Source organism: Vibrio sp. OPT41 (assembly GCF_015163595.1).
Taxonomy (GTDB): domain Bacteria; phylum Pseudomonadota; class Gammaproteobacteria; order Enterobacterales; family Vibrionaceae; genus Vibrio; species Vibrio alginolyticus.
Window position 1 is genome coordinate 220,907 of record NZ_JADDYH010000054.1, and the last position, 23,780, is coordinate 244,686.

Annotated in this window: 6 protein-coding genes; 4 read left to right on the forward strand and 2 right to left on the reverse strand. The window is 44.2% G+C overall.

Annotated features, from left to right (window positions below; genetic code table 11):
- Nucleotides 1-19 precede the first annotated feature (19 nt).
- Nucleotides 20-9,652 (forward strand): Ig-like domain-containing protein, encoded by a 9,633-nt coding sequence (locus IQP38_RS19865; protein WP_193837930.1) that lies wholly within the window; start codon nt 20-22, stop codon nt 9,650-9,652.
- A gap of 514 nt (nt 9,653-10,166) precedes the next feature.
- Here IQP38_RS19865 and IQP38_RS19870 read toward each other — a convergent pair.
- A complete protein-coding gene (locus IQP38_RS19870; RefSeq protein WP_193837931.1) occupies nt 10,167-11,570 on the reverse strand; it encodes a PLP-dependent aminotransferase family protein in 1,404 nt (467 codons plus the stop codon).
- A 359-nt stretch (nt 11,571-11,929) separates the two neighbouring features.
- Here IQP38_RS19870 and ampC point away from each other — a divergent pair, with 359 nt between their 5' ends.
- Together ampC and IQP38_RS19880 are read left to right on the forward strand one after the other, a co-directional pair.
- The gene (gene ampC / locus IQP38_RS19875; protein ID WP_193837932.1) at nt 11,930-13,081 is read left to right on the forward strand and encodes a class C beta-lactamase; all 1,152 of its coding nucleotides are present in this window, start codon (nt 11,930-11,932) and stop codon (nt 13,079-13,081) included.
- A gap of 94 nt (nt 13,082-13,175) precedes the next feature.
- Nucleotides 13,176-13,814, forward strand: a complete 639-nt coding sequence (locus IQP38_RS19880) for a CatB-related O-acetyltransferase (protein WP_193837933.1) — start codon at nt 13,176-13,178, stop codon at nt 13,812-13,814.
- A gap of 353 nt (nt 13,815-14,167) precedes the next feature.
- On the opposite strand, the gene IQP38_RS19885 is transcribed toward IQP38_RS19880, so the two are convergent.
- Entirely contained in the window at nt 14,168-15,130 is a 963-nt protein-coding gene (locus IQP38_RS19885; RefSeq protein ID WP_193837934.1) for a peptidoglycan DD-metalloendopeptidase family protein, read from the reverse strand.
- Nucleotides 15,131-15,383: 253 nt separating this feature from the next.
- Between IQP38_RS19885 and IQP38_RS19890 the strand changes: the two genes are divergently transcribed.
- Nucleotides 15,384-23,780, forward strand: an 8,397-nt coding sequence (locus IQP38_RS19890) for a hypothetical protein (protein WP_228010129.1), incomplete at its 3' end; no start/stop codon positions are given.

Here is a 23,780-nt window from a genome sequence, read left to right on the forward strand (position 1 = left end):
TCATCTTCAGGAGAGGAAAATGAGATTACGTCGTCAGGTAGCGATCGCAATTACAACAGCATGGGTGTCCTCAGCGTTTTTTTCCGGTGAAGCCTGGGCTGCACAGCAAACGATTAACTACTCTAATGGTTCAGGTTCCAGTTTTAGTGAGGTGGAGACCGGCGTCACTGGGGGTATGCCCTCGGTCACTCTTACCAATGCAGGTGCTGTGTCTATGGTATTAGATGCCGGCAATAGCACTGATAGCACTCCGTTTACTGGCCTAAATGACCTCGGATTTGTAGCTGGTGTTCTTTACTCAAATACCATGATTAATGAGTTCAACAATCGTGGCTTCCGCTTTTTTGAGAAATCAAGTACTAACTTCAGTTTCGACGAAATTACCTTTATGCAGGGGTCGGCGCGAGACTCAGATAAAACGTATCAACTTGTGTTAACTGGCTTCTCTAATGATACTCAAACAGTGACCGAAACTGTCACCTTGCCAAAAGGTGGTGAAGCAAACTCAGGGTTACAGGACTTGTTTACCCTGACCCGTGGTACAGATTTTAATGATTCGGCATGGCAGGACGTTGATACAGTGACTATGGCGTTTACCCGAAGTCCGGGTGCTGACTCTCGTTATCTTATCAGAAGTATCAAGATTGATGAAGCTGCGGTTTCAGACTCTACCGCGCCTACTTTTGTCAGTGCGAGCTCAACCCCCACTGATGATGCAACCAATGTTTCTGTTAGCAACAACATCGAGATTGCCTTCGATGAAAATATTGAGCTGAAGAGCGGCAATATTACCATTCGTAATGTTACCGACAGTCGCGACTTTGAAGTATTTAATGTTGCCACCGAAAGCGATGGCAAAACAACATCACCAGGCGCTGGTCGCATCAGTGTTACCAACAATAAAGTTTACTTAAACCCAACCAGTGATCTGGCAGGGAACCGGACCTACGCCATTCATATTGAATCCAGTGCCGTGGCTGACAGCGCAAATAATAGCTTCGCTGGGATCAGCGATGATGCCACATTTAACTTTACGACAGTCGATACTACGCCAAATGCGCCATCTACACCCGATTTAGATGCTAGTTCGGATACCGGGTCATTAAATACTGATAATATTACCAGTGACACTACACCAACGTTTAGTGGGACTTCTGAGAGTGGATCGATCGTTACTTTATACAGTGATCAAGTCGGTGGAGGTGCAACGGTTATTGGCACAGGCACTGCTACTGGAGGAAACTGGCAGATAACAACCAATGAGTTGGCGTCTGGTATTACACATGCAATAAGTGCTAAAGCGTCTGATAGCGATGATAATGTTAGCTCGGCATCCAACGCGTTAAGTGTCACCATTGATACAATAGCACCATCCGTAGTGAGCATTACCACGCCGATTGAGGCTGACAGTATCGTCAACGCTGCAGAAGACAACGATGTGTTGATCGCTGGCTCCGGCGCGGAAGCAGGCAACAGCGTGACCGTGACTATCACAGACAATAACAGCTCTGTCAGTCGTACGGTGACGGCCGACAACTCAGGCAACTGGACGCTGAGCGGCAGCGAGCTGGATGTCAGTGGCCTGAACAATGGCACCCTGACGGTGTCTGCAACCCAAGCAGATATAGCAGGTAATATCTCCACCGCAGCTAGCCAGAGTGTTACCCTAGACAATGCAGCCCCATCAGCAGTGACCATCACCACGCCGATTGAAACCGATGGTATTGTCAATGCGGCAGAAGACAACGACGTACTGATTGCTGGCTCCGGCGCGGAAGTAGGCAACAGCGTGACCGTGACTATCACGGACAATAACAGTTCTGTCAGTCGTACGGTGACGGCCGATAACTCAGGCAACTGGACGTTGAGCGGCAGTGAGCTTGATGTAAGTGCGTTTAACAACGGCACCCTGACTGTGTCTGCAACCCAAGCAGATATAGCAGGTAATACTTCTACCGCAGCCACCCAGAGTATTACTCTGGACAATGCAGACCCATCTGCTGTAATCATCAATACGCCGATTGAAACTGATGGGGTCGTCAATGCGGCAGAAGACAACGACGTACTGATCGCTGGCTTCAGTGCGGAAGCAGGCAATAGCGTGACCGTGACTATCACGGACAATAACAGCTCTGTCAGCCGTACGGTGACGGCCGACAACTCAGGCAGCTGGACGTTGAGCGGCATTGAGCTTGATGTCAGTGGCCTGAACAACGGCACACTCATAGTTGCTGTGACGCAATCGGATACGGCGGGTAATACCTCCAGAGTGACCACCCAGAGCATTACCTTAGATAACGCCGCACCATCAGCTGTGACCATCACTACACCGATTGAAACCGATGGTATTGTTAATGCAGTGGAAGATAACGATGTGTTGATTGCTGGCTCCGGCGCGGAAGCAGGCAACAGCGTGACCGTGACTATCACGGATAACAACAGCTCTGTCAGTCGTACGGTGACGACCGACAACTCAGGCAACTGGACGTTGAGCGGCAGCGAGCTGGATATCAGTGGCTTGAGCAATGGCACCCTGACTGTGTCTGCAACCCAAGCTGATATAGCAGGTAATATCTCCACCGTAGCCACCCAGAGCGTAACCCTAGATAACGCAGCGCCATCCGCTGTTACCATTTCCACGCCGATTGCAATCGACGGTATCGTCAATGCGGCAGAAGACAGTGATGTGCTGATTGCTGGCTCCGGCGCGGAGGCTGGCAATAGTGTGACCGTGACCATCACGGACAATAACAACTCAGTCAGTCGTACGGTGACGGCCGACAATACCGGGGCTTGGACGACTATTGGCAGTGAGTTTGATGTAAGTGCGTTTAACAACGGCACCCTGACGGTCGCGGCGAGCCAGAGCGATGCGGCGGGCAACACCTCCAGTATAGATAGCACAACAATTACGTTAGATAACGTGAGGCCAACTGTTTCTTTGAGCAGCTCAGACCTTGATTTGATCTCTGGCGAAACGGCGAGTATCACGTTCACCTTAAGTGAGTCCTCAAGTGACTTTACTGAGTCAGATGTCACCGTCACTGGCGGCAGTTTGTCTAACTTTGCGGGCAGCGGTGGCAATTACACGGCCACCTTTACGCCGGATAGAGACAGTACAAGTACAGCGACGATTAACGTGGCGGCAGATTTCTTTACCGATGCTGCCGGGAATAGCAACACTGCTGCGCCTCAACTGTCTATAACCGTTGATAGTTTAGTGCCGAGTGTGACTATCTCCAGTGATAAATTGGCGCTGAAAGCGGACGAAACGGCGACCATTACCTTTACCTTAAGTGAAGCGTCGAGCGATTTTACCGAGGCGGATATCACGGTTAGTGGCGGTACTTTGTCTGGTTTTGCTGGCAGTGGTAGCAGCTACACTGCGACCTTTACACCAACGGAAGAGAGTGCGACGAGCGGTACTATTGAAGTTGCCACAGGCACATTTACCGATGCCTCTGGTAACACCAATAGTGCAGCTACACCATTTTCCATCAGCGTCGATACTGTGCTTCCAACCGTTAGTATCACTAGCTCCAGCGCTGCGTTGAAAGCGGGTGAAACGGCAACACTCACGTTTACCTTGAGTGAAGCCGCAACTGATTTTTCCGAAGCCGATGTGACCGTGGCTGGAGGAACTCTTTCTAACTTTGCGGGCAGTAGCGCCAGTTACACGGCTACCTTTACACCTGCAGAAGAAAGCACTGAGGATGCAACTATTGATGTTGCAGCCGAGAAATTTAGCGACGCAGCTGGCAACCTCAATACAGCAGCGACTCAGTTGTTGATCTCAGTGGATACGGGGATCCCGACTGGACATAGCATCAGTATTGATCAGGAGAGCATTAACAAAACCAACGAACAGGCGATGAGCTTTACCTTCGCAGCAGCTGAAGTGAACGCGATGTTCACTTATAGCGTGACCGACGGTACCACGACCATTGACGGCGCTAGTCAAACAATTTCTTCGGAGACCATGCAAGTAACGGGCATTGACGTCACTGTTTTGCAAGAGGGGACGTTGACAGTAAGCGTGGTGGTAACCGATGTCGCAGGCAACGCATCTGATGCAGTGACGGATACTGTGACCAAACGCTACGATGTCGCGCCAACGGTAGTTGATGATAGCTTCTCGACTGAGGAAGATACGGCGAAACAATTTAATCTGTTAGCCAACGATTCCGATGTTAATGATGACATGGTCGCTTCTTCTACAACGATTAAAACGCAACCAATTAAAGGTCAGGTGTCGATCAGCAACGGCGTTGTTACCTATACGCCAAATAATAATGAGACAGGCACAGATAGCTTTACCTATACCGTGAAAGATGCCCTGCTGCAGGAGTCGCAAGAGGCGACAGTGACCGTCACTATCATGGCTATAAATGATGCGCCAGTCGCTAAAGCGCTGACCATCAACACCGACGAAGATACCGCAAGCGCAGCAGTCAGCGCGCGTAGTCAAGCGGAGGATGTTGAAGATGGCATCCCAACGGGTGATTTATCGTTAGTTAGTTTGCCTCAAAAAGGACAAGTAGCCATTGATCAAACTGTAGGCACTTTTGTATATACGCCGAATCCGAATGAAAATGGTAGCGATAGCTTTACTTACACGATCGCAGACAGTGAAGGCGGCGTTTCTCTTGCGGCCACGGTCAGCGTCAATATCGGTTCCGTCAATGACTCACCAGTAGCGGAGGAAGACAGTTTTACTTTTGATGAAGATATCACATCGACACTCGATATTTTAAGTAACGACAGTGATATTGAAGATGGGTCATTCACCCCGAGTAGTATTACCCTGCAAGATCTTGGTCAAGGAGAGGGGGTATACAGTTTTGCCACGGTCAGTGTCAATGTCGATGGGACCTTAAAGATTGTGCCAACAGCGAACGTTAATGGTCAACATAGCTTTACCTACATGCTAACCGATAGTGGTCAAGCAGTCTCAGTGCCTGCAACCGTCACGCTCAATATTACGCCAGTGAATGATGCCCCCGTTGCTGTTGATAACAGTGCACAACTACTAGAGGGAGGCTCCTTCGAGGTCAATGTATTAGGCAATGATAGTGATGCCGATGTTGGAGACAGTTTTGAACTCACTAGTGTCACAGTCGTCGATACGCCAGCACATGGCAGTGTGAACGTGACGGCGTCAGGAGCGATTGTTTACAACCCCAATGAGAACTACTTCGGTGAAGATAGCTTCACCTATACGGTGGCAGACTTAGCAGGTGCTGTATCTAACGCCGCAACAGTGACCATGACAGTAACACCAGTCAACGACGCACCAATGGCGCAAGCACAGTCACAAACGCTTGATGAAGACAATAGTTTGGTGATCACGCTGGTTGGTTCAGATATTGATAACGATGATGACACTCTGCAGTATCTTATCACTGAGCAAGTCAGTCATGGCGTGCTAGAGCAGTTGACCAATAATAGTTGGCGCTATACACCAGAAGCGGACTTCAATGGCTCCGACTTCTTCTTGTTCAAGGTCAACGACGGTGATCTCGACTCGACAGAGGTTCGTGTCGATTTGACGGTTAATGCAGTCAACGATACACCAACCGCGACCGATATCAGTGCTACGGGAGAGGAAGAAATACCGCTGACCATTACTTTAAATGGTAACGATGCAGAAGGCTCATCTTTGAGCTATCAAATTGTAAAATCGCCAGTCAACGGTAATGTTACCGTCACAGGCAATCACGCGGTTTATACGGGTAACAGTAACTTCTTTGGTCAGGACAGTTTCACTTACAGCGTAAGTGACGGAGAACTTACCTCTGGAGTGGCGTTAGTGACCATCACGGTGAATAACGTTAATGACGCGCCAGTGATTACGGGTACCCCATCGGCGCAAGTTGATGAAGATAGTGTGTATCAGTTTGTGCCCGCGGCATTGGACAATGACCCAGCGGATACTCTGACCTACTTGATAGCTAACAAGCCACCTTGGGCTACATTTGACAAGACAACAGGAGCGCTTTCTGGCACGCCAAGTAACCGTTATGTGGGGACTTATCCAGGTATCGTGATTAGCGTATCCGATGGCACTATTTCTTCCTCATTGTCAGCTTTTTCGATTACTGTGAATAACGTTAACGATGCACCCGTTATCTCTGGTTCACCAGCAACACAAGTGAATGAAGACAGCACCTATCTGTTCACGCCACAAGTGTCAGATGTTGACAGCCAAGCCTTCACCTTCAGTATCGTGAACAAGCCATCTTGGGCTAGCTTTGATGCATCAACAGGCACGCTTAGTGGTACACCAGATAATGGTGATGTTGGCAAATATCAGGGCATTGTTATCTCGGTTTCTGATGGTCTCACGACCACAATGCTCAATAGATTCAGTATTGTGGTTAACAATGTCAATGACGCGCCAGTGATCAGTGGCACTCCTGCTCTTACCGTCAACGAAGGCAGTACGTACCGCTTTGCGCTGCAGGCATCGGATGTTGATAGTAGTAGCTTGAGCTTTTCAATCCGCAATAAACCATCATGGGCAACCTTTGATAGAGCAACTGGGTTGCTAAGTGGTACGCCGGAAAATGAGCATGTTGGCAGCACCAATAATATTGTTATTAGTGTCTCAGACGGTGAGCTAAGCACATCTTTAGCAGCGTTTAGCATCACGGTAATCAACGTTAATGATGAGCCAGTGGCGGTTAATGATACCTATGTCTTTACCGAGAGTAACGATGGTAGCTACTTATTGGATGTACTCAGCAACGACAGCGATGTTGATCTAGATACATTACAACTGGAATGGGTTAAACCTACATCTGGAACGGCAACGATTGTGGGCAGTCAAATCCAATTGGTAACGACCTCAATTGGTACAGTGGCAGTGCAATACAGTGTGAAAGATGGTAACGGTGGAAAGGCCACCGCGAAAGCAATCGTGACAATTAAAAGTGCGAAATTGGACGCACCAACAATAGCCGCACCTTCAGATATCGAAGTGAACGCAACTTCGCTCTTTACTAAAGTTGCATTAGGCTCTGCTGTGGCACGAGATAGTACAGGCAAGCTATTACCTGTTTCATTGGTCGACAGCACGACTTTTTTCCGACCTGGAACTAATACGGTCTATTGGCGCACTCAAGACTCTGATGGAAACGTCGCTGAAGCTAGTCAAACGGTAACAGTGTATCCACTGATAAGTATCTCCAAAGATGCGCAAACCACGGAAGGCACCAATCATAGCGTATCGATACACCTTAACGGTCCTTCGCCGAGCTACCCAGTAATCATACCTTATACGGTTTCAGGAAGCACGGACAGTGATGACCACACGCTCACCTCTGGTGAAGTGGTGATACCTAGTGGTACCGAAGGCAAACTTTCGTTCGAACTACTTAATGATGGACAAAATGAGGGCGTTGAAACCTTAGTGATTGATCTGGACAGCACCCTTAATCTAGGTAGTAAGCGTCGTTACACCTTGACAATCTTTGAAGAGAATGTGGCTCCGAAGGTCACGGTAAGTGTATCTCAGGCGGGGGAGCAGCGGAGCCAAATTGAAAATGGTGTTGAACCGGTCACAATCACGAGCAGTGTTAGTGATGCCAATATGTCCGATATACACAGTTTCAGATGGAGTAGTGATAGCGATGTACTTAACCAAGCGATTGCGGGGCAGATGTACAGCGAAACATTGACTTTCTCTCCGCAATTACTGAGTTCAGCGATTTACAATTTGCAATTGACAGTTACTGACAATGGCACTCCACCATTATCAGTGACACGGAATGTCTATTTAGAAGTGGTACAAACATTGGCGGAGCTCGGGAGTGAAGACAGTGATGGCGACTTAATCCCGGATGATCAAGAAGGTCATAATGATAGTGATGGTGATGGTATCCCTGATTATCTTGATGCAATTTCTGACTGTAACGTAATTCAACAGGTTGTGTCAGAAAAAGATCGCTTCCTCATTGAGGGGCAGCCAGGTGTCTGTTTACGCAAAGGAATAACCATTCTGACTAACGCAACAGGAGGAGCTTTATTGCTGGATGAGGAGCTTCCTAAAGATATCAACATGAAGAGCATAGGGGGAATCTTTGATTTTGTAGTAACTAATTTGCCGCTGCCCGGCCAAAGCTATCAATTAGTTTTGCCTCAGCGTTTACCTGTTCCAGCAAATGCAGTGTACCGAAAGTATAACGCTGAACAGGGGTGGATAGACTTTATTGAGGATGCTCAAAACACGGTTTCTTCTAGTGCTGGCGAGGCTGGTTATTGTCCGCCACCAGGGCACAGTTCATGGTCACAGGGTCTGACTGAAGGTGACTGGTGTGTACAACTTACCATTGAAGACGGTGGTCCGAACGATGATGACGGATTGGCTAATGGCAGTGTCGTTGACCCTGGCGTCGTTGCCGCTCGTGTAAGCAATAATACACTCCCTCAAGCGATTGACGACAATGCGTTTGTTAGTCTCAATGGTACGGTGACGATCGATGTATTGAGCAATGATGCTGATGCTGATGGTGATGGGCTGAAGGTAAGTCGCGCTTCTGTAGATATTGGTAGTGTTAGCGTGGTTGATAACAAACTAAGTTATGTCACTCAACCACAGTACTACGGGGAGGCTTTGATCACTTATAGCGTAACGGATGGTAATGGTGGAACGGGATCGGCGAAGGTGACGGTAAATGTGGTAAACAGTCAGAATCCGAATGCGGTGGACGATAATATTACCACCGATGATCGTACCCCTGTCACGGTTTATGTCCTTGCTAACGATACCGATCCGGATAACGACACATTGAAGTTGGTTTCAGTCCAAGCGCAGTATGGGCAGGCGGTCATGAATGCAGATCAGAGCGTGACCTATACCCCTACCTCAGGGTTTGAAGGCAATGATGTGTTGACATATATCATTCAGGATAGCCAAGGCCTGCAAGACGCGGGGAAAGTTATAGTGACCGTTAAGTTGGTAAGAGATGTAAAGGTTGAAAATACTTCAGCAGGATCATTGGGTGGCATGGTGTTGATGCTTTTGATTTTGTTAGGAGCCATGCAACGTTATGGAAGAAACAGTGCTCTAGCACTAATTGCTGTGTTTAGTTTTAGTAGTCAAGCGGGCTGGTATGTTGATGTTCAAATGGGGTCAAGCCATGCAGATGAGCGTGATGCTGTTAAAGGTGATAACGTAATCTCTACTGACAACACCGGGTTCTATCGCTCTGTCGGGTTGGGATATACTTTTTCTGATCAATGGTCTGGAACTATTCGTTATATTGATATGGGTGAAGGTAGTGCTACATTGCGTAGTGCTACTACTTCACCAGAAGACTATCACGCCAATGTCGCATCTATAGCCCCACTCCTTGTTAAGGGCATGGGCTTCGACATCGGTTATAAGTTCTGGCAATACAATTCATGGTCCGCAAAACTGAGTTTGGGGGGCTTGTTCTGGGATACCGATATTGAAAGTACGTATCAAGGCAGCAAGATAACGACGGAAGTGGATGGTTTTGATGGATATATTGGTGCAGAAGTTGGCTACAACCTCTCAGATAATTGGGAGATCGGTATCCAAGGCGCTCGTTATTTTTTACATGAAAATGATGTTGATATAATTGCGGTACAACTTCGTTATTTTTTTGAGCCGTTAACAGCGTATTAACCTAGGGTTTGGTATTTTTCGATAATTTGTATCCTAAGCGATCATGAAGCGATATGGTAAATTACTGGAGATTAATGTCGTGATTGTGATCTTTATTATGTAGGTCAATACTCTATAACAAATCCTTAATTACCTTGAAGTCTTTTCTTCTTTAACATCTAGCGAAAGATAGTGTTTTGATAGAGTGTTAAGCAGAACTTACTGTTCGATATTAGAAAAATAAGGTTCATTGAATGCTCGATGTGAACTTAAAAGAAGATGATTTACGCAATAGGGTTGCTGGTGGCGCTGAAAGTGTCAGCGTGATACGTCGCTTTACTTGAACCTAGTGCGTCTACAGTCGAAGAAATATAGTTTTGGGGCTGAAGCCAAACCAAGCGGGTTAGAGCGACACAATTCGTAGTGAACTCTTATTTGGTTGAAAAGCGTTCCAAGTTCGCAGTTGCCCCTGACTCTGCTGGTGATAACAAGACGATAAATTGATACCGAGCAAAACGATAATTTTATATCTGCTTTAATCCAATACTGATTGAATAATATCAAATGCTGTTTCTATTTTTTGGATAGGGATAATGCCAAACCCAAATAAGAGGGCATTAGAATGATTGTTGATAGAAAAATGCGATGATGGATAAACCGCTACATTTGATGAAGCCAGTTTATTCATCATTTGTGTCGCGCATCCCGATACTTCAGCTGCTATATGCAATCCACCTTGGCTTGGAATACGTTGTAAGCAATCTACGTTGTCAATTAATTGAGTGAGTTTATGGTACCTTTCGCTATAGATTTTATTCATATTGAGTAAATGGTGAGAGAAATGACCGTCACGCATGAATTCGTCAAGTAGGATTTGAGACACTACAGATGTACTTCTTCCCAAGTGCCACAACATATTTGAAATTGGCTCCATTAAAGACTTTGGTGGAATCATATAGCCAATGCGTATGCCGGGAAATAGTATTTTAGAGAAACTGCCTACCATAATGACGCAGTCATTTTTATCTTGTGACTTGAGAGCTTGCTTACTGGTATTGAGGTAGTGATATTCCGCATCATAATCATCTTCGATAATGATTGCGTTATTAACTTCTGCCCATCTCAGCAGTTCTAACTTCCTTTCAACTGAGTAGCTAAAGCCTAAAGGGAACTGATGACTAGGCGTTGTATAAATAATTTTGGTATTAGAAGGGATTGATTCAACGACAACACCTTGGTCGTCCATCGGCACGGAGCCTATTTGCGCGCCAAGTAATCGAGCTTGATTTCGAAAAACAGGATATCCTGGATCTTCCGTCGACACGAGATCCCCGGGAGAGAGTAATGTAAGGAGAGTCGTCATTATTGCCTGCTGGCACCCTTGCGTAATGATGATGTCTTCAGGGTCACAGATTACGCCTCTCGAGTGTCTCACATACTCGCAGATAGACTCTCGTAAACAAGCTAACCCTTGCAAATCACCACCATGTGCAAACTCTGGAGTTAATGCATTGAGCCTACTCAGTCTTGAGTGTCGCCAAATATGCTTTGCTATTCTCTGATGATCAGGAACGCCTAAAGTGAAGTCATAGTCTAGATTCTTTGGTGCGATGATCTCTGGCTTCTTCGCTGCGTTAGTGCCAAACCCCCCTAGTTGGTAGTGTTTTATTGGTCTCTTATCTTGATCCATCGTTTGTTCTAGAGCATTACTTACGTACGTGCCAGACCCTGCCTTTTTTACTATCCACCCCTCGAACTGAAGTCGCTCATACACCGAAATGACAGTGTTTCTTGCTATGCCTAACTTTTTCGACAGCATGCGGGTTGACGGTAATCTCTCATTTGATCGTAATCTGCCTTCTAATATCCCTTGGTATATCTCGGAATAAAGCTGTTGGCTGGTGACTTTTCCAGTTTCGAAGTGTAGTGAAAATGGCATCGTTTTCTCTGTAGACGTTGAAAAGTGGTTCTAAAGCGTTGTGAGGATGTGGATCTGTATATACCAAGTATATCTACCTAGTATACCGTTATCGTGATATGGAGAAAGCGTAATGAGTACACTATTTCCCCATTTTGGAAACGGATGTTACTTACATTCGTATCTAACCGGCCTACCTATCAACGGTGATCAGGTTTAGACCTGTTTATATCGCACTAAAAATTTGAAGACACAGTGTTATTCATCGAGGGTTAACGATTGGAGTTCTTCAAGTCAGGATTACTTTTATATAAAAAGTTAAAAGCCTTGGAATAAACTAGAAATTAATTATAAGTTAAAATTAAAAAATTGAGGGTTCAATGAAGTTAAACAATGCCTTGCTGGCCATTTTATCGCTCACTTCTTTCGTCACGTTTGCGAAAACGGAGTTAACGGTTAGCAGTCAATTAAAGAGCGTAGTTGATGATTGCGCTAAAGGATTAATAAACGAATACGACATTCCGGGGTTGGCTGTTGCAGTAACGATTGATGGCAAGCGTTATTTTTACAATTACGGTTTTGCTGACGAAAGTAAGGGGAGTTTAGTCACCAACGACACAATTTTTGAACTCGGTTCTATCAGTAAAACTTTTGCCGCTACTTTGACTGGGTATGCCCAAGAAAAAGGTAAGCTAGACATGGATGACAAGGTCAAAGATTATATTCCAGAATTAGAGAATAGTGCTCTGGGTAATACCAAGCTAGTTCATGTCGCCACCTACACTGCGGGTGGTCTACCATTGCAATTTCCTAGCGAAGTAACGAACGACGCTGAAATGATGCAGTACTACAAAACGTGGAAACCGGAGTACGAAGCCGGTACTAAGAGGAAGTACTCAAACCCTAGTATTGGTCTATTTGGCTACATCGGTGCCTTGAGTATCAAGTCAGACTATACGGAAATGATGGAAACCGTCATCCTGCCTGAGCTCGGTATGACCAATACCTTTGTCGATGTACCAAAGGATAAGCTTAATAACTATGCTTTTGGTTATAGTTCTGAGGGAAACCCCGTTAGAGTTAATCCAGGTATTCTTGATGCGCAAGCCTATGGTATTAAATCAACGAGCTCAGATATGCTTCAATATATCGAAGCAAATATGGGGCAAGCGCAACTGAATAATGATATGGAGAATGCGCTAGAGCAAACTCACATTAAGTATTTTAATACCGATACATTTACGCAAGCAGTAGGGTGGGAAGGTTATGATTATCCCGTCTCACTTTCACAATTATTGAAAGGTAACTCCAGCGACGTAATTCTCAACGCTAAACCGGTTCAAGCAAGTGAATCCGGTACTCTCGGTCGAGACATTTGGTATAACAAAACGGGCTCAACAGGTGGCTTTGGGGCATATGTCGCGTATGTACCCTCTGAAAAAATAGGCATAGTGATTCTAGCGAATAAAAACTACCCTAATGCCGAAAGAGTAGAGGCTGCTTACCATATTATTAGCTCGGTGGTGAAGTGAATTTTAGTAGTATTAGGAACTATGTAATTATTAGAGCTTATTTAGATACATACTATCTGCAGTGTTTTATTCGATAGTATTTATAGGAGTATTCATGAAAACTAAGCATTGGTCTAAGGTGACTTTGCTACATGAAGTTATTACGAACCCAAATATAACGATTAAAGGTAAACATAGTTATTACAGTGATTGTTGGGACGCCGGTTTTGAAGAGTCTGTTGTAAGATATCTACAAGGCGATGAGTTCAGCCGCGATTGGGAACCAAAATGGAAGATTGATAAGTTACATATAGGTGACTTTGTCTGTATTGCAGCGGAAGTTGTCATTGTTATGGGGGGAAACAGTACACATAGAGCTGATTGGTTCTCCTTGTACCCATTTATGGACTTTATTGAAGAAGCGTACGTCGGGAAAGGAGATACTCATATCGGCGATGGCGCCTGGCTCGGTATGCGATCCATGATAATGCCGGGTGTGACTATCGGAGAAGGAGCAATCGTTGCGGCAAACAGTGTGGTGACGAAAGATGTTGAGCCTTACAGTATGGTTGCGGGTTCACCAGCTAAGCATGTCAAATATCGCTTTTCTCGAGAGACGATAGACGAACTGCTTGCTCTTAGGATATATGATTGGCCTGATAAGAAAATCGACAGCCTGAAGAGATTTTTATGTTCAGACGATTTAGAAGGGCTGAGAAAGGCAAGCGCTGAATATGATAGAAACTACTCATAATCGTGACAATGTCACTATTTAAAAAATCAGAAAGAGGCCATTGTTGGGCCTCTTTGTATTAAATATCTAACCAATACAATGAGTATTCATTTTATTCTTTTATTGATTTTTTATGTGAACATGATAGAGGTGCGCACCACTTGCGTTCAAGAACAAGAGGACAACGTGTTTGGTAAAGGGGAAACCGATGGAATATCGGGAAATTATAATCATTAAGAGCCGCATGTAGCGGCTCTTTTTGATCATGAAATTGGTTAGTGGCGACAGACTACGAAGCGCTCAGAGGGTTACGAGGACTCGCTTCAGATAAATGAAGAAAGAGCGAATCGAAGTGGCTGTTGTTACCTGTTTGACTACTTATACCGTTGCCATTCCGCTGTTAATTCCGCTTTTTCTTTTCTCGCTGCAATCAGCATTTCTATATTTACGTCAGTGTTTGGGTGCCTTTGAATGTATCGCTCGTAATCAACCGGAACACCATTGATGTGCAGTTCAAGATGTAAATGCGGCCCTGTTGTTCTTCCTGTGTTACCCGTTTTCCCTATCACTTGTCCTCGGCTGATCTTCTCACCAACATGGACGTTGCGCTGAGATAAGTGTAGGTAGCGTGATACAGAGCCATTTGTGTGGCGGATATTAATGTAGTTGCCGGCAAAACGGTTGTAGCGGGACTTTAAAACGACGCCATCAGCAATACTACGAATCGGTGTACCTACAGGTGTGGCATAATCAGTGCCTAAGTGCGGAGTCGTTATATTGGTCACTGGATGTGTTCGCTTTAAGTCATAGTCAGAGCTCACTCTGTAGTTTTTATCAAAGGGTGAAGAAAACATGAACTGATTATTTATCGACACACCATGCTCATCAAATACGTTACCGTGACCATCATTGATAATAAATAAATCAGTTTTACTGCCTAAATAGTAAAAAGAACTAATGTAAGTTTCATTTTTACTATTTAATTTAGTTCTTAAGATAAAGTTATCACCTCTTTTAATAGAGTCAATAATATTAAACTTGCTTTTGATAAGTGCTAATAGCAAGTTGATCTCTTTTTGACTCACTCCTGATTTTAATAATGAAGCGACAAAAGAGTATTCAACAACACCGATAGTGATTTTTTGCTTACGAGTCTTCTTTTTAATTGATGGCTGCACATTCTCACTTTCGAATTCTAAAGGCTTGATGGTAGGTAGCCTATCCACAGGAGTGAGGAAGTAGTGAGAAAGCGATACGCTAATCAATATGATTAACGCAGTAGTGATAAGGGCTACGGTAGGAGCTTGCACACCCCTTTTTATTATTAAAATAGTCATTAGTTTTGTTGGTTTATCAATACTGACAGTTGTGCGTAGAGTATAATATTTTAAATAAAAACTAGCATTAAAGCATGAGTAATTCCTCTGTTTTAACTAAGTTAATAATTATAGGATGTAAAAATAATTTTAATAATTCAGTCAAAGTGACGGTTGGCTTGGTGTTTATGCCTATTTTGTTGGTGTTAATGTCACGTTGAGAAAATATTTTTCAATAATATAATCTCGGGAAAATATATTTTGCCAAATTACTATGTTCGCTAAAAATACGCTGAAATTAACATTAGGTCTTACTCTTACATCTCTTTTATTGAGTGCATGTGGTGGTGGTGATGGAGGAGACAACACACCTCCAGCTAGAAGCAAAGGAAGCATTTCCGGTATGGTGTTTGACGCCCCAGTCAATGGCGCCAAGATTGAGGTTTTCGAGTTCAAAAATGGAAACTTAGGTCGGAAGTTGGCTAACACGACGTCTGATGCCTTCGGAAACTATCTGCTAGAGTTTGAATCGTCGTCAATGCCTCTTTTTGTTGTTGCAAAAGAGGGGAGTTATACCGATCCGTTTACAAATGAAACGGTATCTGTGAGTAATGCGAAGACACTTAAATTTGAAGGTGTTGTGAACTTTAAAGAGGGGAGTGAGCAAAAGTTAATGCTTACTCCGCTGTCGAACTTGGCAGCAGGCTTGGCAAAGTACAAAATTTCTCAGGGGGCCACAGATGAGAGTGCCTTTTCAACCGCTTTGGATAGTATCAATAGCATGTATGGTTTTGACGTAAATGAGACCAAACCTATTGATATAACCAAAGGTGGGCAAAGCAGTTTTGCTAGTGCTGGGCATCAATACGGCGCTTTATTAACTGCATACTCGTCTTACTCTTACGATCTTATAAAAAAATACGGCAACAGCGATAACGTCTACACTTCAATGCATTTCGCTGACATCCAATATCGGGATGTTATTGCAGATGGTGTTCTTGATGGTCTTGAAGTGAGTCAGACTTCAGGAGCAGTGACTCCCCTCAGCTTTGGACAGAAAAAGATAAACAGCGACGTTTACACACGTGACTTATCTCAGCACGTTTTGATCGTGGTAAACGACCCAAGTATCAATATTTCTGGTACTGATGCTGCCGACTATGTCGACTTTAGTAAGAAGCTTAATGACTTAGGTACATATGGCAGTACAGATGGTGTCATTCCACCGCGAGATGGGACGGAGATCGATACCACAGCGCCTATCGTGACACGCATTGACCGTGATGTACTTGCAGGCACCGATAAAGTTGACCTAAAAATTGTTGATGATATCGGTGTAGAAGACGTATCCGCCTTTATTCAGTATCAGATTAATGGCTCTTGGTCTGGTGAATTTCAATGTAACGACATACAAGATTTTGGAAGCACATTCTGTTCGGTTGAATTTGATGATTTTGAAGTTGGCCTTCGAGAGACCAACGTTAAAGTTAACATTAATACCAAAGAGATCGATAGTGTAGATATGAACCCTGCCACAGGGCTCTCAAACGTAAAAGCAGCACGGTTAGTCTTATATACAGCGGATGTACTGGGTAATGAGTTAATTCCAGGCAGCCATTCGGGTCTTCATATCAACTTTGAATGGGATAACGATGCGCCTGTTATCGATATTACATCGGCGAGTGCAATTAATAACCAACTTAAAGAATACGTTCTGAAAGGGGTTGTAAAAGAAAGCTCGCAAGAGATTAGTTCGGTCAGTATTTCATTTAAAGATGGCTTACATGAGGGCGTCACATGTTCTCCTGTCACTGTAGAGTCTGGAAATGCTTGTGAGTTTAGTAAGGCTTACCCAACTGATGAATTCCTATCTACGACGGTCTTTGAGGTTCGAGCGAAGGATAGCAAAGGGAATACGGGCGCTGCGCAGCATGCAGTAAGTCGTGACGATCAAGCGCCAGCACAGACGATAACCTATCCTGAAGGTACGTCAATGACGTACGTAAATGTGGGTTTAGATGGTGAACGAACCACTTACGATGGTATCTACTCTCAAGATACGTACACCCCAGACAATGTTCAAGCAAGCCGCGATTTCCTGAAGATTGACTATGCGTACGCAAGTTTAGGGATTCAGAACTCATTAAAAGGGATAGATTTTAGTAACTTCAACGCTAATTTATTGAAAGAGAATAAAATCCCTTATGTTCGTGTGAAAGTTTCAGACGTAAACACCGATACGGTTTTAGGCTCCAACGCTAATAAGCTTAAGCTCGTCGTCAAGTACTACGTAAGCCAAAACAACGATAACAACTACTCACTTCAGCAAGTTATTGACACAACCGCATCCGATGACGATTACATCGCAAAAATTCCGCACGAAACGCTGTTAGATAGCAATGGGCGAGTAGAGGATGTCATTTATTACATTCCTTTTGTAAGAGATATTTTGGGTGACAGCTTTAAATCGGTATCAGAAAACAGTAGTCAAAAGTTAGTCATTCAAACCATCGATGAGTCTGATAACGAAAGCACTCCAAGAGAAGTATATTTTAGAAGTAGCTTTGACCTACCAACCATAAAAGTGGTGACACCATTTATTGGTGCGCGAGCTCAACTTGAAGGGTTGAGCCCAAGTGGTGAATTCACTTCACTTGCAAGTTGTACCACTATCCAGCAACTGGAAAGTGACCAGTCCATGGCTCTTGACGTAGCGAGTTGTGAAACCACAACTGACGTAGTGAATTATGATTTCATGCGTGTTCGTTTAATTGGTATCGAAGGCAGTGAGCCATACTATTACCAATGGAAAAGAGATCCAGGGACCAAGAAAGTTACGGTTGACTTAAACAAGGCCAATATTGGTGTGTATTTTAAGCTCAAAGGTTCTCAAACTTACTATATTACTGAACTATCGACATATCAGACTGGTTTGTTTGATTTCCAGTGGGATCAAGTGACAGCGGGAGAGAAAACTTCAGAACGTGCGATTCAAATTCTTGATGAGGTGCGCTACGCGTTATCAGGTACGAATAACAACTCATTCTTTGGGTTTGACCCAACGGTTGTGTCTTATGCAACCAATGAAATGCTTACGACTAAAGCGATTCCAGACAAGCCATCAAATGACTATCTACACCGATTCCTTGTTGAAGCAATTGATAGTATTGCCGAGAGAATGCCAAGAAATAACTCATTAGATTTTGCATCTGCTAGTTACGATGATTTTAGCTACGATGGAAAAGCAAATGGTGTAGGGGCAGGAGGAAGTCAAGTTACGCTCGATTCTTACACGTTTGGCGCTGAAACTTACCGAAAAGATCTGGCGCAATCTTATTATGAAATCATGGCGAGCAAATACGGTATTGAGACCAATATCGCGCAGCTCTATGCTGATGATATTTCGATGGCTAATCCTGACTTAAATGGTAAGAACATTTTTGATACAGAGGGTAGCAGTATCGATACCTTGCCTCCGCAGCCAAAATTAACCATTGAAAGCGGTAGAGAGACGATGGTTGGTAATAGGCTTTATATCGCTGGCGAGGTTGTTTCTAAAATTGTCCTAGACGATCCTTCTGGTATTGTAGGAACCGACGCTCACGGCCCGAAGTTTAGCACGATGTGGTATCAAGCCAATGAGCCAAATATTGAAATACCACTGGACATCAACATCGTAGAAAACTCAGACAGCAGCAATGCTTATCGAAAAGAGTACTTCTTCACCCTTAACTCCCAGTCTAGTGAACTAAAAGATATTATAGAGTTTGCCGTGGAGACCAGTGCTATGGACCCACATGGCAATGCGTATGGTTACAATGGTAAATCTCCGTTTATAGAATCGGTGTTTATTGATAACGACTTCCCTAAGGCCAGTTACCTTCCACCCAATGATGTCGATGGTAAACCTGTAGAAAACGGTATTTATTTAAATGCGAACAATACTCATGAATTAACCTTCAACGTTGAGGATATTGTTGGTGATAAGCTTGCCTCGAGGGGCCTTGTTTTCTACCAGCAAACCGGTGAAAAAGTAACATACACACCAGAAAACTTTGCAAGTAACTCGAAAGACGCGTTTAAAGTCAAACTATGTACGGGCGAGATTTGTTCAAATCAAGGCTCTACGATTTATCCTGGTGATGGAGATTGGTTAGTTGTTGCAGCAGCAGAGGACAACTTAGGTAACTCCGTTTCAGAGTTAACTAGCACCGCTCCGAGGTTCAATATTCGTATCGACTCTGAGGCCCCTATTGTAAAAAGTGAGCAGGTTCAAAGCCGTTTAGGTGGTAATAACCAATGGGCACCTGTCATTGATTGGGGGACGTTAAGCTCTGGCAATAACGTAAAAATAGATTTGCGCCGCGGATCTGGTCAGGCTCTGACATTAGAAAGCTGTGACCCTCTAACAGAGGCGTGTGACGTACCATACCTAGTTGGTGAACAGCCTGACGTCAAAGTCCAACTGGTTTCAAAAGCATTTGATTACGATGAATGGAATGAGTTTTACGTCACTGCGACGGACAACGCTTACCCTGCCAATGTCAGTACAACAGGGAAATTCACATTCCAAGTCGATAACAAAGGCCCTGAAATCATCCTAAATACACCTTGGGTTGAAGACACATTGTCCAAAGAGAACTATGTCATAGGGCGTGAGTTCAACGTGCGATTTAAATCCGTAATAGACGATTCAGACCTTGAGCAAGTCTCGCTGTATCAAAGTGGTAAAGATTCGCCAATTAAGACAATTGTGCCAACGGATTCATCTAAAGAGTTTGTCATGTCTCTTATCAAGAGTGACACAGATAAAATAGACATTTCTGAAGATGAAAAAACAACGTCATTGTATGTAAAAGCAACCGATATTTATGGTTTTGAGTCTAGTTCTAACACGCACAAGGTTATTCTTGATCGTGATGGGCCAACATTAGGCTTAAGTGGTTTCAATGCGAATGACTACTACTTAGGTAACTATGTCTTTGACCTAACGGCGCTAGACCTAAATGCAAACGGTGATGTTTCAATTAATGGCGTAAATCGAGAAAGCCTAGAGTATTGGACGTTTAGCGATCTGGAGCCATTACCTGGCTCTCCTGGTACAAAAATCAATGAGGATCTCAAAGTGAGCCTTGGTGATTTAGGTACGGGTACACACAAGGTTCGTTTAAAAGGGTCTGATGTTCGTGGCAACACAACCTTAACCAGTGATGAGCAAGATTTTACCGTCAAAGTGTACAACTCAATCCCGCAGGTGACGCTGGCGATGAGTTACACGGATGGAACGCCAATTACAAACAACACCATCTATCAAGATGGGAATATCGTACTTACGCTTGATATTGTTGATGATAGTGGCGTTGATCGAATTGACTCAACTTATAGATTCTCTGGAGAGCAAAACGGGACTAACTTTACGTTCTCAGAAACCGCAGATGGCACTTGGACTGCAACGTTGCTTTCTACACAAATTGCCAAAGATGGTAATTATGAACTTGATATCAAGGTTTATAACAAAGTTCGTTACCTTGATGAAAAAGACCGAAAGGTTGGAAAAGTAAACCAAACCTTTAGCGTACAGCGTGAAGGCGTGGTTCTAACAGTTGAAAGCCCGCTGGACTTCCAAAATTACTTATCTGATGGTGTTCTTGATGTCACCTTTACTACATTGAGTGCGGTCAAAGCCAAAACGTTAGAGTGTTGGGTTCGTGAAGAATACAACTCTCTAGATGCGCCACCAACTAATGAGCAACCAACTTCTGGTGTTATCAACGTATCGCAAGAACCTTACAGTTGTAGTGTCAATGTTGGGCAAAACATGACCAAAGCACCTGTTACTTTGATTACTAAAACCTTGGGTACAAATGGGCGTGAAACGATCAACAAGTTCAATTTCTCGATGGTGGATATTGATGCACCGACAGTCGTGGATGGTAACTCATACAGTTTTAAAGGAAGTGATGTTTGGTTTGATGAAGCTTTGAAGAAGAAGATGCTCACATTTGAGCTCTCTTTTAATGATGCTTTATCAGGCGTGAATACCGAAAGTTCAGATGAATATCCAAAGTTGGTTCGTAATCTTGGCAACAAAGCTTATACGCCAACGACTTGTGCCAAAGGTGTTGGAAATATCAAGTGTACGTATTCTGAATCCTATGCCGATATTATTGATGGCCTGAGTACAACTCAAGAATACAAAATCAAGAACTTATCTGATTTAGCAGGAAACTTGACGCCAGAGCACGATCTACTGCTTGAATTACCTAAAGGTTCGGTAGTCGTTGAAATTACTGATCCGGTTGGAAACACAACCATTAATGGTCAGCAGCTTGTCGCCAAGTTCAGAATTAAGCTGTATGAAAACTCTAGACTAGACAATGTGATGGCCAGGTTTGGAACGGAATCCTACAACTATAAAGATAATCCGGAGAAGTTTGCACAATTAGAGGTGTGTGCAGATGATCCAACCTACAAGTGTTCAACATTTACAAGTGAACTTCCTAGCGATGCGGATGGAAAAACGATCAGGACAACGATTACAGCAACGGATGTTTGGTCGAGAGTCGGTGAAGCGACCGTTGATATTAAAGTTGACAATACATCTCCAAGTGTTGGCGATGAGATTATCGTAACTGAATCGCCAACAAATCCAGATAATGTTCGTTTTCGTTTCGACATAACGGACACTGGTAGCAGCCTGGCAAAAGTAAACTATTCGGTTTTAAACCCAAGCTATCAAGAAGAAAGAGTAGAGGATGGGAACGGTTCATCTACGTACTTTGAACTATCAAAATCTCAGTTAGAGGGGCGTGGTTCAATCACAGTTGATATCAAAGCAACAGATAGTGTTGGGCTATATTCAGACATCAGAAAAGTCATTGATATTAGTGTTCCTAAAGTCACGATTGATTTCGATGGAATTACGAGTTTGCAGGGTGGGAAACTGTTTTTAACCAAGGCGAGCCAGCCGTTTACGGTATCTACGGTGGAAGGAGAAAGAGTGAAAGCTTCACAATACTCTGTGGAGCTTATTCCAAGTCTCGGTGATTCCTTACGTTACTCTGGTGATATTGTTTCATCCAGTGGCAATGGAATGATGAACTTTGCCGTCGATAACCAAGGGTCATATACCCTTAAAGTGACAGTGACGGACTCAGTTGGAAGAGAGAATACAAGCTTTGAATTACTAGGAAAAAGTTATGATGGAAAGGTTATCGAGTCTATTGTTGATTATGACGCTCCAAGTATTTCCGGCTTAAGTGCTAATCAAACCTCTAAGGTGCCGACAAACGATAAGTATCAACTAGAAATTAGTGCATACATTACAGATAAAAATTTAAATCTCGTCACGTCAAAAGCGGTGAGTGGTGGCAGCACTGTGGCTCCTCAAGCGATTACTGAGCCGACAACCGAAGCGGGGCCTTATGTCATAAGCTATTTGTTACCGAAAGGCGATCATACGATCACGGTGGCAGCAACAGACAAGGTGGATAACAAGAGTGAAAGTTCTATTGACGCGCATGTGGAAGCGGCAACCGTTCCCGGGCTAAGTATCTCTACCGCCTCAAGCGCCCCTCTTTTTGGAGGCGAAGAGATTACGCTTGCGTTTAACTTTACAGAAGAAGTTACGAACTTTGATATCTCAGATGTCCATCTTGTCGCTAGTGATAGCGGTGCAACAGGAACGTTAAAACAAGATACTTGGTCGACTTCAGACAATATTACGTGGACGGTTAACTATGTCAGCCCAGAAAAACAAGATAAAAATATCACTATTCAGGTAGAAGACAATAGCTATCAAAGTACCAACACAATTCCTGGAAAAGGAAGCAGCTTAAGTATCGCGGTTGAAGGAATCTTACCAAAACTAACCAATGTGACATTTAACCCCGAGCATCAGAGTGTGGGTCAAAGCGTGAATGTATCGCTTGAGTTTGATAAAGAGCTCCAAGAGGCGACCGCTACGCTTGGCGGCAATCGCATTAGTTCTCTGTCAGCAACGGCAGATAAAAAGGTCTGGGTTGGTGATGTACAAGTTCCGAGCACCGCGCTGTTAAGTGTCGACTTGGTTGTTAGTCAATTTAAAGATTTGACTGGCAACATAGGTGAGGATAACACCGCTCACGAATTACCGATCACGCCAACCTTAGCCATCACGCCAGTGGGCAATGTGGATGAAACGCATGCCGCCACGCTACAATTCGAAGGCACGTCGACACGTTTTGACGGTCAGTCCCTGCGTCTTGAAGTAAAAGCCCAAGGCAGCGCGACGGTATTGAAAAGCAGCAGTGCGACGGTACAAGCCGGTGGCAATTGGACCAGTGACGCGATTGATATGAGTCACCAAACCAACGGCACTTATACCGTGATTGTGACAGGGACGAACTCAGCCGGCATTGAAGTGAGTGAAAGCCAGAGCTTTACACTGGCGCAGTCTCTGCCAACGCTGACTAACGTGACGTTTACGCCTGAGCACCAAGCCATCGGCCAAAGCGTGACGGTGACGCTGGAATTCGATAAAGATCTGCAATCCGCCGCAGCGGAGTTAGGTGGCACGACGATCACCTCATTAATGGCAACCGCGGACCCAAGTGTTTGGACTGGTGATGTAGTGGTACCAGACTCGTCAGAGCTGAATGTGGCGTTACTAGTTCGTGACTACCAAGACTTA